Source organism: Enterobacter sp. ECC-219 (assembly GCF_043966805.1).
Taxonomy (GTDB): Bacteria; Pseudomonadota; Gammaproteobacteria; order Enterobacterales; family Enterobacteriaceae; genus Enterobacter; species Enterobacter cloacae_N.
Map to the genome: position 1 here is coordinate 186003 of NZ_CP143680.1, position 13195 is coordinate 199197.

15 protein-coding genes are annotated in these 13195 nt (G+C 53.8%); 2 read left to right on the forward strand and 13 right to left on the reverse strand.

Annotation, left to right across the window (positions count from 1 at the left end):
- Nucleotides 1-103: 103 nt before the first annotated feature.
- From tuf to fkpA, 9 genes are all read right to left on the reverse strand, one after another.
- Nucleotides 104-1288, reverse strand: a complete 1185-nt coding sequence (gene tuf / locus V1603_RS01010) for an elongation factor Tu (RefSeq protein WP_014068448.1) — start codon at nucleotides 1286-1288, stop codon at nucleotides 104-106.
- Nucleotides 1289-1357: 69 nt separating this feature from the next.
- The gene (gene fusA / locus V1603_RS01015) at nucleotides 1358-3472 is read right to left on the reverse strand and encodes an elongation factor G (protein ID WP_029882142.1); all 2115 of its coding nucleotides are present in this window, start codon (nucleotides 3470-3472) and stop codon (nucleotides 1358-1360) included.
- A gap of 96 nt (nucleotides 3473-3568) precedes the next feature.
- Complete coding sequence (gene rpsG, locus V1603_RS01020) at nucleotides 3569-4039, reverse strand: 30S ribosomal protein S7 (RefSeq protein ID WP_003861706.1); 471 nt, start codon at nucleotides 4037-4039, stop codon at nucleotides 3569-3571.
- Nucleotides 4040-4135: 96 nt separating this feature from the next.
- Nucleotides 4136-4510 (reverse strand): 30S ribosomal protein S12, encoded by a 375-nt coding sequence (rpsL, locus tag V1603_RS01025; protein ID WP_000246815.1) that lies wholly within the window; start codon nucleotides 4508-4510, stop codon nucleotides 4136-4138.
- Between the two features lie 124 nt (nucleotides 4511-4634).
- Entirely contained in the window at nucleotides 4635-4922 is a 288-nt protein-coding gene (gene tusB / locus V1603_RS01030) for a sulfurtransferase complex subunit TusB (RefSeq protein WP_395313394.1), read from the reverse strand.
- A gap of 7 nt (nucleotides 4923-4929) precedes the next feature.
- Complete coding sequence (tusC, locus tag V1603_RS01035; protein WP_116342633.1) at nucleotides 4930-5289, reverse strand: sulfurtransferase complex subunit TusC; 360 nt, start codon at nucleotides 5287-5289, stop codon at nucleotides 4930-4932.
- On the reverse strand, nucleotides 5289-5675 hold the full coding sequence (tusD, locus tag V1603_RS01040; RefSeq protein ID WP_116342635.1) for a sulfurtransferase complex subunit TusD: 387 nt from the start codon (nucleotides 5673-5675) through the stop codon (nucleotides 5289-5291). The genes tusC and tusD overlap by 1 nt, the downstream gene beginning before the upstream one ends.
- Nucleotides 5675-6397 carry a transcriptional regulator gene (locus V1603_RS01045; protein WP_014885489.1) on the reverse strand — a complete coding sequence of 241 codons (723 nt, stop codon included), beginning with the start codon at nucleotides 6395-6397 and terminating at the stop codon, nucleotides 5675-5677. Before V1603_RS01045 ends, tusD begins: the two co-directional genes overlap by 1 nt.
- A gap of 165 nt (nucleotides 6398-6562) precedes the next feature.
- Entirely contained in the window at nucleotides 6563-7384 is an 822-nt protein-coding gene (fkpA, locus tag V1603_RS01050) for an FKBP-type peptidyl-prolyl cis-trans isomerase (protein ID WP_116342637.1), read from the reverse strand.
- Between the two features lie 238 nt (nucleotides 7385-7622).
- On the opposite strand from fkpA, the gene V1603_RS01055 reads away from it, so the two are divergent.
- Nucleotides 7623-7841, forward strand: coding sequence for a protein SlyX (locus V1603_RS01055; RefSeq protein WP_008503009.1), 219 nt, complete (start codon nucleotides 7623-7625; stop codon nucleotides 7839-7841).
- A gap of 51 nt (nucleotides 7842-7892) precedes the next feature.
- Here V1603_RS01055 and slyD read toward each other — a convergent pair whose 3' ends face one another.
- The 4 genes from slyD to kefG all read right to left on the reverse strand — a co-directional run bounded on the left by slyD (nucleotide 7893) and on the right by kefG (nucleotide 11145).
- Nucleotides 7893-8477 carry a peptidylprolyl isomerase gene (slyD, locus tag V1603_RS01060; RefSeq protein WP_023331458.1) on the reverse strand — a complete coding sequence of 195 codons (585 nt, stop codon included), beginning with the start codon at nucleotides 8475-8477 and terminating at the stop codon, nucleotides 7893-7895.
- A gap of 94 nt (nucleotides 8478-8571) precedes the next feature.
- A complete protein-coding gene (locus V1603_RS01065) occupies nucleotides 8572-8772 on the reverse strand; it encodes a YheV family putative zinc ribbon protein (RefSeq protein WP_013099038.1) in 201 nt (66 codons plus the stop codon).
- Between the two features lie 13 nt (nucleotides 8773-8785).
- Nucleotides 8786-10591, reverse strand: coding sequence for a glutathione-regulated potassium-efflux system protein KefB (gene kefB / locus V1603_RS01070; RefSeq protein ID WP_116342639.1), 1806 nt, complete (start codon nucleotides 10589-10591; stop codon nucleotides 8786-8788).
- Nucleotides 10591-11145 (reverse strand): glutathione-regulated potassium-efflux system ancillary protein KefG, encoded by a 555-nt coding sequence (gene kefG / locus V1603_RS01075; RefSeq protein ID WP_021242220.1) that lies wholly within the window; start codon nucleotides 11143-11145, stop codon nucleotides 10591-10593. Before kefG ends, kefB begins: the two co-directional genes overlap by 1 nt.
- A gap of 135 nt (nucleotides 11146-11280) precedes the next feature.
- Between kefG and V1603_RS01080 the strand changes: the two genes are divergently transcribed.
- Entirely contained in the window at nucleotides 11281-13185 is a 1905-nt protein-coding gene (locus V1603_RS01080; RefSeq protein ID WP_116342641.1) for an ABC transporter ATP-binding protein, read from the forward strand.
- Nucleotides 13186-13195 lie beyond the last annotated feature (10 nt).

The window sequence follows — 13195 nt, forward strand, 5'->3', positions numbered from 1 at the left end:
GGGGCGGGAGCGGACAAAAAATGCGAATTTTTATGACAGTGACTTTTCGGTAGAAAACAAAAAAGGACGCCGAAGCGTCCTTTTTTTATTCAGGGATAATTAATTAGCCCAGAACTTTAGCAACCACGCCCGCGCCAACGGTACGGCCGCCTTCACGGATTGCGAAACGCAGACCGTCGTCCATCGCGATTGGGTGGATCAGAGTCACAACCATCTTGATGTTGTCGCCTGGCATTACCATCTCTACGCCTTCTGGCAGTTCGATGGTACCGGTCACGTCAGTTGTACGGAAGTAGAACTGTGGACGGTAGCCTTTGAAGAACGGAGTATGACGGCCGCCTTCGTCTTTGGACAGGATGTACACTTCAGATTCGAACTTGGTGTGTGGCTTGATTGAGCCTGGCTTCGCCAGAACCTGACCACGTTCGATTTCTTCACGCTTGATACCACGCAGCAGAACACCAACGTTCTCACCAGCACGGCCTTCGTCCAGCAGTTTGCGGAACATTTCAACGCCAGTACAGGTAGACTTCGCAGTCTCTTTGATACCAACGATTTCAACTTCTTCACCAACTTTGATGATACCGCGCTCTACACGACCGGTAACAACGGTACCACGACCGGAGATGGAGAATACGTCTTCGATTGGCAGCAGGAATGGCTTGTCAATCGCACGCTCTGGTTCTGGGATGTAAGAATCCAGGAAGCCAGCCAGTTCGATGATTTTCGCTTCCCACTCTGCTTCGCCTTCCAGCGCTTTCAGCGCGGAACCACGAACGATTGGGGTGTCGTCGCCTGGGAAATCGTACTGAGACAGCAGTTCACGAACTTCCATCTCTACCAGTTCCAGCAGCTCTTCGTCATCAACCATGTCGCATTTGTTCAGGAACACGATGATGAAAGGAACGCCTACCTGACGACCCAGCAGGATGTGCTCACGGGTCTGAGGCATTGGGCCGTCAGTCGCAGCAACAACCAGGATCGCGCCGTCCATCTGCGCAGCACCGGTGATCATGTTTTTAACATAGTCGGCGTGGCCTGGGCAGTCTACGTGTGCGTAGTGGCGAGTCGGGGTGTCGTATTCAACGTGAGAAGTGTTGATGGTGATACCACGAGCTTTTTCTTCTGGCGCGTTATCGATCTGGTCGAATGCACGAGCAGAACCACCGTAGGTTTTAGCCAGAACGGTAGTGATTGCAGCGGTCAGGGTAGTTTTACCATGGTCAACGTGGCCGATAGTACCAACGTTGACGTGCGGTTTTGTACGTTCAAATTTTTCTTTAGACACGGCTATATTCCTTACTATAGTGCTCTCCCCTCTGGAGAGAGCACGGGACTTAGGTTTTAATCCTGTGGATTACTTACCACGGGCTTCAATAACGGCCTGAGCAACGTTGTTAGGCGCATCATCATACTTCAGGAATTCCATGGTGTATGATGCACGACCTTTGGTCAGAGAACGCAGCTGAGTTGCATATCCGAACATTTCGGACAGCGGAACTTCAGCGTGGATCTTAACGCCAGTTACTTCGGATTCCTGACCACGCAGCATACCGCGACGACGGCTCAAGTCACCGATAACGTCACCGGTGTTCTCTTCAGGAGTTTCTACTTCAACCTTCATGATTGGCTCAAGCAGAACTGGTTTTGCTTTCTTAAAGCCTTCTTTAAAGGCAATAGACGCAGCCAGTTTAAACGCCAGTTCAGAGGAGTCAACGTCGTGGTAAGAACCGAAGTGCAGACGGATACCCATGTCAACAACCGGATAGCCAGCCAGAGGGCCCGCTTTCAGCTGTTCCTGGATGCCTTTATCAACGGCTGGGATGTATTCGCCAGGAATTACACCACCTTTGATGTCGTTGATGAACTCGTAACCTTTCGGGTTAGAGCCAGGCTCCAGTGGGTACATGTCGATCACAACGTGACCGTACTGACCGCGACCACCAGACTGCTTAGCGTGTTTACCTTCAATATCGGTAACTTTCGCGCGAATCGCTTCGCGGTAAGCAACCTGAGGTTTACCCACGTTCGCTTCAACGTTGAATTCACGCTTCATACGGTCAACGATGATGTCCAGGTGCAGTTCACCCATACCAGCGATGATGGTCTGGTTAGATTCTTCATCAGTCCATACGCGGAATGATGGGTCTTCTTTCGCCAGACGGCCCAGAGCCAGACCCATTTTTTCCTGGTCAGCTTTGGTTTTTGGTTCAACTGCGATGGAGATTACCGGCTCAGGGAATTCCATACGCTCCAGAATGATCGGGTGATCCGGGTCACACAGGGTGTCACCAGTGGTCACGTCTTTCAGACCGATAGCTGCAGCGATGTCGCCCGCACGAACTTCTTTGATCTCTTCACGTTTGTTAGCGTGCATCTGTACGATACGGCCAAAACGTTCACGCGCCGCTTTCACGGAGTTCAGGATGGTGTCACCGGAGTTAACCACACCAGAGTAAACGCGGAAGAAGGTGAGGTTACCCACGAATGGGTCGGTAGCAATTTTGAACGCCAGTGCAGAGAACGGCTCGTCATCACTTGCGTGACGCTCAGCCGGAGTATCTTTACCGTCGTCCAGGATGCCGTTGATCGCAGGAACGTCAACCGGGGATGGCAGGTAGTCAACTACCGCATCCAGCATCGCCTGAACACCTTTGTTCTTGAACGCAGAACCACAGGTTACCAGGATGATTTCGTTGTTCAGAACGCGCTGACGCAGAGCTTTTTTGATCTCTTCTTCAGACAGTTCTTCACCACCCAGGTATTTCTCCATCAGCTCTTCAGAAGCTTCAGCAGCGGATTCGATCAGGTTCTGGTGCCATTCGTCAGCCAGGTCCTGCATCTCAGCCGGGATATCTTCGTATTCGAAGGTAACGCCCTGGTCTGCATCGTTCCAGTTGATGGCTTTCATTTTCACCAGGTCGATAACGCCGGTGAAGCCTTCTTCAGCACCAATTGCCAGCTGCAGCGGAACAGGGTTCGCGCCCAGACGGGTTTTGATCTGGCCAACAACTTTCAGGAAGTTAGCACCCATACGGTCCATTTTGTTAACGAACGCGATGCGTGGAACTTTATATTTGTTCGCCTGACGCCATACGGTTTCAGACTGTGGCTGAACACCACCAACTGCGCAATAAACCATTACCGCGCCGTCAAGAACACGCATGGAACGTTCTACTTCGATGGTGAAGTCAACGTGGCCCGGGGTGTCGATGATGTTTACGCGATGCGGTTCGTACTGCTTAGCCATACCTGACCAGAATGCAGTAGTCGCTGCGGAGGTGATGGTAATACCACGCTCCTGCTCCTGTTCCATCCAGTCCATGGTGGCTGCGCCGTCATGAACTTCACCGATTTTATGGTTTACACCGGTGTAGAACAGAATACGTTCGGTAGTAGTGGTCTTACCGGCGTCGATGTGCGCACTGATACCGATGTTACGGTAGCGTGCGATGGGTGTTGTACGAGCCATTTGATTCCTCGTTTGTTTCTTTAGGCGTTCAGTTAAGTTACCCAGAGCGGGCGGCTTCTCTGAAGCGCCCGCCTGGTGACTAATACTCCGAAGGGATTACCAACGGTAGTGTGCGAACGCCTTGTTGGCTTCTGCCATACGGTGAACGTCTTCACGTTTCTTAACTGCAGTACCTTTGTTTTCTGCAGCATCAGAAAGTTCGTTCGCCAGACGCAGAGCCATGGATTTATCACCGCGTTTACGAGCAGCTTCAACGATCCAACGCATTGCCAGGGCATTACGACGAACCGGACGAACTTCAACTGGAACCTGATAAGTAGAACCACCAACGCGGCGGGACTTAACTTCTACAGTTGGGCGAACGTTGTCGAGAGCGACTTCGAAAGCTTCCAGTTCATTTTTACCAGAACGCTGAGCCAGGGTCTCCAGCGCGCTGTATACGATTGCTTCTGCAGTAGATTTTTTACCATCTACCATCAGGATATTTACAAATTTTGCCAGCAGTTCTGATCCGAACTTCGGATCTGGAAGAATTTTACGCTGACCAATGACGCGACGACGTGGCATGGGAATACTCCGTTGTTAATTCAGGATTGTCCAAAACTCTACGAGTTTAGTTTGACATTAAGATAAATCAGTTTGGCCTTACTTAACGGAGAACCATTAAGCCTTAGGACGCTTCACGCCGTACTTGGAGCGAGCCTGCTTACGGTCTTTAACACCTGAGCAGTCCAGCGCACCACGAACGGTGTGGTAACGAACACCCGGAAGGTCTTTAACACGACCGCCACGGATCAGGATCACGGAGTGCTCCTGCAGGTTGTGACCTTCACCACCGATGTAGGAAGTCACTTCGAAACCGTTAGTCAAACGCACACGGCATACTTTACGCAGTGCGGAGTTTGGTTTTTTAGGAGTGGTGGTATATACACGAGTACATACGCCACGTTTCTGCGGGCAGGCTTCCAGCGCAGGCACGTTGCTTTTTGCAACTTTGCGTGCACGTGGTTTGCGTACCAGCTGGTTAACTGTTGCCATTAAATAGCTCCTGGTTTTAGCTTTTGCTTCGTAAACACGTAATAAAACGACCTCATACAATATGAGGACGCGAAATTTTAGGGCTACGTCGAAAAGGTGTCAAGAAATATACAGCGATCTCAAATCACCAGTTCATTTGACTGGCGTGCGTCACAGTAAGATTGACGAAATCAGTATAGCCAACCACGTCAATATTGGCTGAAATTTGACCAGAAAGACCCCGCGCATCCAGATCGTCCTTCAGCGCAGAGACAGTTATGGGGGCATTCGTGAGAATTTCAACGAAACGGCCGCCTTCAAGCGCAGCGAGCACGCCATCCTGAATCAGCAGCAGATCGTCACCTTCGCGCAGCATGCTCAACAACGTGTCGATATCACATTGCCATGGTGAACGGCTGAGAATATGGAGCATGGAAGCCTCAGAAAGTCAGAATGGTGTCGTAGTGGGAAAGCTGTTCACGCAGTGCTGCGGCAGGTAAGGTCGTCACATCCAGCACAAAAGGCGTCTTATCGCTTAAACCGCGTACCGTTAAAGAGTCGGCACAGACATAGCAGGTTTCAATATCGTAAAGCGGCAGCACTTTGAAGGTGGAAATGTAGTCGCGTGCCAGAATGGCCTGCGGCTGTTGGCCCGCCAGAAGCTGAAGCACGCCGTCCCCCATAAAGAAGACACCGATATCTTCTGTCAATGCCGATGTCGCAAGCAGCGCATCCAGTCCTTCGCGGCCAGAGGCGCTGCCGTGCGGCGCAGAAGTAAAAACAAATGCCACACGCTTCATCAGAATTGCACCACTCTGTCGCAGGTTAACGCCGCCTGGGCCAATGCGCCCAGACCACTCAACGAAAAACCAGGCTGCAGGTTAGCGCCCGATAACCCCAGGCGTTCGGCTTCGGCTGTATCCGTCACGCCGCGACGCAGCGCCGCCGCTACGCAGATATGCAGCTCTACGCCCTGCTTTTCATTTAACGCCTGCCAGGCGCGGACCAGGTCAAACTCGTCACTCGCCGGTGACGTAAATTGATTCGCGTTATACACCCCTTCCCGATAGAAGAAGACGCTCGCCAGTTGGTGTCCGGCCGCCAGCAGCGCATGCGCAAACTGCAGCGCGCTGCTGGCCTGCTGAGTCCCATACGCGGGGCCCGTTACCATTAACGCAAAACGCATTACTTATCTTGCCCCACGAAATCGCCGCTTTTGAACTGACGGATGTAGAGGTAAACCGTATGCTTTGAGATGTTCAGACGATCGGCCACCTGGTTGATGGCATCTTTAATATCAAAAATCCCTTTCTCGTAGAGATTGAGAACGATCTGGCGATTCTTGGCGTTGTTCGATACGTTGCGGTCGGCATTGACCTCTTCAATGGTGAACTCAAGCGTCTGCGTCACAAGATCTTCAACGGAGGAGGCAAAGTTAACAGAAGAGCCGACGTCTGGCGTTTCTGGCGGAATAAAGGTGCTCATGATCTGGGAGAAAGGCACATCAAGGTTCATGTTGATGCACAGCAGCCCAATCACACGATGCTCGCGATTTCGAATCGCGATGGTTTCTGATTTCATCAGCACGCCGCTTTTGGCGCGGGTGAAATAACATTTTGAGACGCTGCTGTCCGCGCCGGTCATGTCATGTAACATACGCAATGCAAGGTCGGTAATTGGCGAACCAATTTTACGGCCGGTATGCTCACCATTAGCAATGCGGATGGCGGAACACTTCAGATCTTGCAGGGAGTGCAATACGATTTCGCAGTGGGAACCAATGAGCATCGCTAACCCGTCCACTACCGCTTCATAGGATTTCAGAATATCGAAGTCGGTCTGGTCAAAAGGACGTTGATCCAGCAAATCAAGTTCACTGGTTTCGTTGGTTAAAAGCGACCTGGACATGAAAAAAACACTCCTTTTCAGGAGCCTGTCGTTAGGTTTTCAGGGCAGGCTCATTATCTACACGGACAACTAAATTAATACAGCGTGCCTAACGCTTTCCAGTGTTAATTATATCTGCCCCACAATAAAAAACCGCCGCCTTAAAAGGCGGCGGTTTGCATCACATTACTTCTTCGCGTCTGTCGCAGCTTTCTGATCTGCCTGCGCTTCCGGTTTCGCATCCGCTTTCGGCGCTGGTTTGATGTCCAGCAGCTCTACGTCGAAGACCAGAGTGGAGTTAGCCGGGATACCCGGAACGCCAGTTTTGCCATAGGCCAGATCCGGTGGGATAACCAGCTTGATTTTGCCGCCTTTTTTGATGTTTTTCAGGCCTTCAGTCCAGCCAGGGATCACACCGTCAAGACGGAAGGAAAGAGGCTCACCACGGGTGTAAGAGTTGTCGAACTCTTTACCGTCGATCAGCGTACCTTTGTAGTTCACTACAACGGTGTCGCTGTCTTTAGGCGCATCACCGGTACCTTCTTTCTCAACTTTATACACCAGGCCAGTAGAAGAGGTTTTCACGCCCTTCTCTTTAGCAAAGGTATCGCGGTAGGCTTTGCCTTTCGCTTCGTTGTCTTTAGCGTCCGCTTCCATCTTGGTCTGAGCGGCACCCTTCACGCGCGCTTCGAACGCCTGCAGGGTCTGTTCGATTTCCTGGTCAGAGAGCTTGCTCTTATCAGCAAAGGCGTCCTGAACACCCGCGATCAGCTGGGTTTTATCCAGTTTGATGCCCAGTTTCTCTTGTTCTTTCAGAGAGTTTTCCATGTAACGGCCCAAAGATGCGCCCAGTGCGTAGGCGGATTTCTGGTCGTCATTTTTGAACGCCGCTTTGCTGTCTGCAGTGGCAGCAGGCTTCGCAGCAGTATCAGCAGCGAATGACAGCGGCGCGTTCAGTGCAACAGCCATCGTCGTCGCCAGCAGCGTTACTTTAAACAGTGATTTCATCCATATCTCCAGGGCCTGGGGACTCTCACCCCAGCGTTAAACGTAAATGAGTGACGTACTATAAAACGTTGCGGAAGAAATCTACAGACAGACACTTCCAATTCTCGCCACTTTTCAGACTATTTTTGTTTAAATAAGTTTCTTGCCAACGGTATAGAGACTGTACTTAAGGATAAACTCAGTTAAACTGCGCCGCCGCTGGGCCAATATGGCATATCAGATATAAACGAGGTGAATGATGAAGGATACAACGATAGAAGCGAGAATGGCTGAGCTGGAAAGCCGCCTGGCTTTTCAGGACATCACCATCGAAGAGCTTAACCAGACCGTGACCGCGCACGAACTTGAAATGGCGAAACTGCGGGATCATATGCGCCTGCTGACGGAAAAGCTGAAGGCGACGCAGCCGTCAAACATTGCCTCGCAGTCAGAAGAGACGCCACCACCTCATTATTGAGGCGTAAAAAAAGCGGGATTATCCCGCTTTTTTATTTTCCGCATGACGGAATTAGTGGCAACCGCAGCCGCCGTTACCGCAACCACCTTTACCATGGTCATGACCATGGTCGTGGCCGTGACCACCGCAGCAGCCGTCGTGGCCGTGATCGTGATCGTGGTCGTGACCGTGCGCACCGTGAACGTGGCCATGAGCCAGCTCTTCTTCGGTCGCTTCACGGATCGCAACAACTTCTACGTTGAACTTCAGGTTCTGGCCAGCCAGCATGTGGTTGCCGTCAACCACAACGTGGTCGTCTTCAACTTCAGTGATTTCAACAGGAACCGGACCCTGGTCAGTTTCAGCCAGGAAGCGCATGCCAACCTGCAGCTCGTCAACGCCCATGAACACGTCTTTAGGAACGCGCTGAACCAGGTTGTCGTCATACTGACCGTAAGCGTCGTTCGCGCCTACAGCAACGTCAAATTTGTCGCCAACTTCATGACCTTCCAGCGCAGTTTCCAGGCCGGAAATCAGGGAACCGTGACCATGCAGGTAGTCCAGCGGCGCACTCACCGGAGACTCATCAACCAACACACCGTCTTCTGTACGTACCTGATAGGCCAGGCTGACCACCAGGTCTTTTGCTACTTTCATGATATCTCCTGAGCGTGGGAAAATTGCTGGCGCAGATTGTAGCGGAAATCTGCACCCGTGTACCCTTAAGCTTAAAAAAACTCAGAGCATATCGCTAGTCTGGATGAAAAATGCCGATCACTTGCTCTTCTTTGCGAACGTGATCGCGTGCTTCTTTGTCGGCCTCACGCATCTGGTGACCGCACTTAACACACTCAACAACATCAATATTATTTTCCCGCCACATCGCCAGGGTATCTTGCGCCTGGCAGGACGGGCACTTTGCACCCGCGATAAAGCGTTTACGTACAGCCATCTTTCGTTACCCTTTATTCAAATTCATCCCAGCCGTCGAGCTGGCGTCGTTCCTGCTGCATCTCTCTCTGGAAGATCTCCTCCAGCTCGCGACGCGCTTCCCGCACGCGTGAGATCTGCGCCGTATCGGTATGTACCGGCATCAGCTCACGCAGCATTCTCATATCCAGCCGGCGGAAATGCATCTGGGCGCGCTGCGCCTGGTGAGGATGCATCCCCAGGGAAATTAACGCCTTGCGCCCCAGCTCCAGCGCACTGGAGAACGTCTCGCGTGAGAAGTGTTTCACACCCGCCTGCAACAATTCGTGAGCTTCAACACGTCCCCGGGCACGCGCCAGAATATGCAGGTGCGGGAAGTGCTGCTGACACAGCTCCACCAGCTTCATCGTATCTTCCGGATCGTTGCAGGTGATGACGATAGACTCTGCGGCTTCCGCCCCGGCCGAGCGCAGAAGCTCAAGTTGGGTCGCATCGCCGTAATAGACTTTGTAGCCATATTTACGCATCAGGTTAACCGCGCTGATATCGCGCTCCAGCACCGTAATGCGCATTTTGTTCGCCATCAACAGGCGGCCAATCACCTGCCCGAAGCGGCCAAAGCCCACGACAATAACCTGCGGCTTATCGTCCTCCACCCACGGCGCTTCATCTTCATCGTCTGCCGGATTCAGGCGCCGCGACAGGAGTTTATCCACCATCTTCATCAGCAGCGGCGTGGTCATCATCGACAGCGTCACCGTTACCAGCAGCAGCGCCATCTGATCGTCTTTAAACAGCTTCTGTGAGGAGGCGGTAGAAAACAGCACGAACGCGAACTCGCCTCCCTGACTCAACACGCTGGCAAACTGCATGCGTTCTGAACTGCGCAGCCCGTAGATACGCGCCATGACGTACAGTACCAGCGTCTTCACCGCCACCAGAATGGCGACGCTAACAATGACCCACAGCAGATGGGTATAGAGCACGCCAAGATTTAGCGCCATTCCCACAGAAATAAAGAACAGGCCTAACAGCAGTCCTTTAAAGGGATCGATGGCAATTTCCAGTTCGTGACGATATTCGCTCTCCGCCAGCAGAACCCCGGCGATAAAGGTGCCCAGCGCCATCGACAGCCCCAGCGCGTCCATAAACAGCGCCGAGCCGAGCACCAGCAGCAGCGTCGCCGCGGTAAATACCTCGCGCACGCCCGAGGCAGCAATAAAGCGGAACACCGGACGTAACAGGAAACGTCCGCCAATCAACATGCCCGCGAAGGCCAGCACCTTCATGGAAATTTTTGCCCAGTCGAAGTGATCGTCACCCGAGCCCGCCAGCAGCGGCACCAGCGCCAGCGCCGGGATCACCGCTAAATCCTGAAACAGCAGGACCGAAAAGCCCAGCTGTCCGGCTTCATTGCGGTTCATACCCTTGTCGCGCATCAGCTGCAGCGCCATCGCCGTCGACGACATGGCAAGGCCTATCCCGCCAATGACCGCCGCCTGCCAGGAAAAATGGGTCAACATGAGCAAGCCAGCCAGAATCGCAGCGCTGAAAAGCACCTGCGCGGCGCCCACGCCAAAGATAGAGCGTCGAAGCTGCCACAGCTTCGAGGGGTTCAGTTCGAGGCCGATGATGAACATCAGGAACACCACGCCGAGCTCCGAGAAATGGAGAATTTCATCCACGTCGCTGATGAAACCCAGCCCCCAGGGGCCAATGGCGATCCCCGCGAGTAAATACCCCAGCACCGCCCCGATGCCGATACGAGCGGCAAGCGGCACCGCGACAACGGCCGCAAATAAAAACAGCACCCCGGCGAGGAGCAAATTCGATCCTTCCATTAACGACCTCCTGCCGGAATCGGTGATGCCAGCCATTCGCCGTAGGCTCTGGCGTGGCTTGCCAGTTCTTTCGGATCCTGACGCCGTGCCCAGTAGACAATAATCGGACTCATCCAGTGCATGCGGCACATGGCCGCAGTCAGCTCGAAAGGCCGCAGGATATCGCTCATCGGATAGCGGTTCAGCCCGTCGTGACGGTAAGCGCTTTCGGGTTCACCGGTGGTGATCACACTGCGCCAGTACTTTCCCGCCAGTTGGTTGCCCCCCACCCCGCTGGAGAAACCCCGGCTCAGCACGCGATCCAGCCACTCTTTCAGCAGCGCCGGGCAGCTATAGGTATAAAGCGGATGCTGGAACACAATCACGTCATGCTGACGCAGCAGTTCCTGCTCGTAAGGAATATCAATAAAGAAATCAGGATAGTGCGCGTAGAGATCGTGCACCGTTACGTTACTGAGCTGTGTGGCCGGCTTAAGCAGCACCCGGTTTGCCACCGAGTCCTGAGATTCCGGATGGGCATACAGCAGCAGCACTTTTGCTGTCTGAGACATCATTCCCCTCCCGGTCTTGTTTCTGTTTTTGTGTATCGTCGTTGTTTTGGGCTACCATGGCGGCCCGGTGCGGAAAACGGCCCACACCTTACATTATCATAATGACAAATTAACATAGTCGGAACATACGGCGCTTCTATGATTGTTTTCTCCTCGTTACAAATTCGTCGCGGCGTGCGCGTCCTGCTGGATAACGCCACTGCTACCATCAACCCGGGCCAGAAAGTGGGTCTGGTCGGCAAAAACGGCTGCGGTAAATCCACCCTGCTGGCACTGCTGAAAAACGAGATTAGCGCAGATGGCGGGAGCTTTACTTATCCGGGAAACTGGCAGCTCGCCTGGGTGAACCAGGAGACGCCCGCCCTGAGCGAACCGGCGCTCGACTATGTTATCGACGGCGACCGTGAATACCGTAAGCTCGAAGCGGAACTCAACGCCGCGAACGAGCGCAACGACGGTCACGCCATCGCTACCGTTCACGGCAAGCTGGACGCCATTGACGCATGGACAATTCGCTCCCGCGCCTCCAGCCTGCTGCACGGACTGGGCTTCAGCAACGAACAGCTTGAACGTCCGGTCAGCGATTTCTCCGGCGGCTGGCGCATGCGCCTCAACCTGGCGCAGGCGCTGATCTGCCGCTCTGACCTGCTGCTGCTCGATGAACCCACTAACCACCTCGATCTCGATGCGGTTATTTGGCTGGAGAAGTGGCTCAAGAGCTATCAGGGCACTCTGATTCTCATCTCCCATGACCGCGACTTCCTTGACCCGGTGGTGGATAAAATCATTCATATCGAACAGCAAACGATGTTCGAGTACACCGGCAACTACAGCTCCTTTGAGCGCCAGCGCGCGACGCGCCTTGCCCAGCAGCAGTCAATGTATGAAAGCCAGCAGCAGCGCGTGGCGCATCTGCAGAGCTTTGTGGATCGCTTCAAGGCCAAAGCCTCAAAAGCCAAGCAGGCCCAGAGCCGCATCAAGATGCTGGAACGCATGGAGATGATTGCCCCGGCACACGTGGATAACCCGTTCCACTTCAGCTTCCGCGCGCCGGAAAGCCTGCCTAATCCGCTGCTGAAGATGGAAAAGGTCAGCGCGGGCTATGGGGAGCGCACCATCCTCGACTCCATCAAGCTCAACCTGGTGCCGGGTTCGCGCATTGGCCTGCTGGGGCGTAATGGCGCAGGTAAATCAACGCTCATCAAACTGCTGGCCGGCGAGCTTAACCCGGTCAGCGGTGAAATCGGGCTGGCGAAGGGCATCAAGCTGGGCTACTTCGCCCAGCATCAGCTGGAATTTTTACGCGCGGATGAATCCCCGATTCAGCACCTCGCGCGTCTGGCGCCGCAGGAGATGGAGCAGAAGCTGCGCGATTACCTCGGCGGCTTCGGTTTCCAGGGCGATAAGGTGACCGAAAACACCGAGCGTTTCTCCGGCGGCGAAAAAGCCCGTCTGGTGCTGGCGCTGATCGTCTGGCAGCGGCCCAACCTGCTGCTGCTCGATGAACCGACCAACCACCTGGATCTCGACATGCGCCAGGCCCTGACCGAAGCGCTGATCGAGTTCGAAGGCGCGCTGGTTGTGGTTTCGCACGACCGTCACCTGATCCGCTCCACCACGGACGATCTTTATCTGGTACACGGCGGCAAAGTCGAACCGTTCGACGGCGATCTGGAAGACTACCAGCAGTGGCTGACGGACGTGCAGAAGCAGGAAAACCAGCCGGAAGAGTCAGCCAAAGACAACGCCAACAGCGCGCAGTCGCGTAAAGACCAGAAGCGCCGCGAAGCGGAGCTGCGCACCCAGACCCAGCCGCTGCGTAAAGAGATTGCCCGTCTCGAAAAAGAGATGGAAAAGCTCAACGCCACGCTTGCCACCGTTGAAGAGAAGCTCGGCGACAGCGGTCTGTATGACCAGAGCCGAAAAGCTGAACTGACGGACTGCCTGCAAACGCAGGCGAAGACTAAATCGAGCCTCGAAGCGTGCGAGATGGCGTGGCTGGACGCGCAGGAACAGCTGGAAGCGATGCTGCAGGCAGATTAAACCATCGGGA

Coding starts and splice junctions, on each gene's coding strand:
- fusA (WP_029882142.1), bottom strand. CDS start 3,472: ATGGCTCGTACAACACCCATCGCACGCTACCGTAACATCGGTATCAGT.
- V1603_RS01045 (WP_014885489.1), bottom strand. CDS start 6,397: ATGTCCAGGTCGCTTTTAACCAACGAAACCAGTGAACTTGATTTGCTG.
- tusC (WP_116342633.1), bottom strand. CDS start 5,289: ATGAAGCGTGTGGCATTTGTTTTTACTTCTGCGCCGCACGGCAGCGCC.
- slyD (WP_023331458.1), bottom strand. CDS start 8,477: ATGAAAGTAGCAAAAGACCTGGTGGTCAGCCTGGCCTATCAGGTACGT.
- rpsL (WP_000246815.1), bottom strand. CDS start 4,510: ATGGCAACAGTTAACCAGCTGGTACGCAAACCACGTGCACGCAAAGTT.
- V1603_RS01055 (WP_008503009.1), top strand. CDS start 7,623: ATGAAGGATACAACGATAGAAGCGAGAATGGCTGAGCTGGAAAGCCGC.
- rpsG (WP_003861706.1), bottom strand. CDS start 4,039: ATGCCACGTCGTCGCGTCATTGGTCAGCGTAAAATTCTTCCAGATCCG.
- V1603_RS01065 (WP_013099038.1), bottom strand. CDS start 8,772: ATGGCTGTACGTAAACGCTTTATCGCGGGTGCAAAGTGCCCGTCCTGC.
- kefB (WP_116342639.1), bottom strand. CDS start 10,591: ATGGAAGGATCGAATTTGCTCCTCGCCGGGGTGCTGTTTTTATTTGCG.
- V1603_RS01080 (WP_116342641.1), top strand. CDS start 11,281: ATGATTGTTTTCTCCTCGTTACAAATTCGTCGCGGCGTGCGCGTCCTG.
- tusD (WP_116342635.1), bottom strand. CDS start 5,675: ATGCGTTTTGCGTTAATGGTAACGGGCCCCGCGTATGGGACTCAGCAG.
- tusB (WP_395313394.1), bottom strand. CDS start 4,922: ATGCTCCATATTCTCAGCCGTTCACCATGGCAATGTGATATCGACACG.
- fkpA (WP_116342637.1), bottom strand. CDS start 7,384: ATGAAATCACTGTTTAAAGTAACGCTGCTGGCGACGACGATGGCTGTT.
- kefG (WP_021242220.1), bottom strand. CDS start 11,145: ATGATGTCTCAGACAGCAAAAGTGCTGCTGCTGTATGCCCATCCGGAA.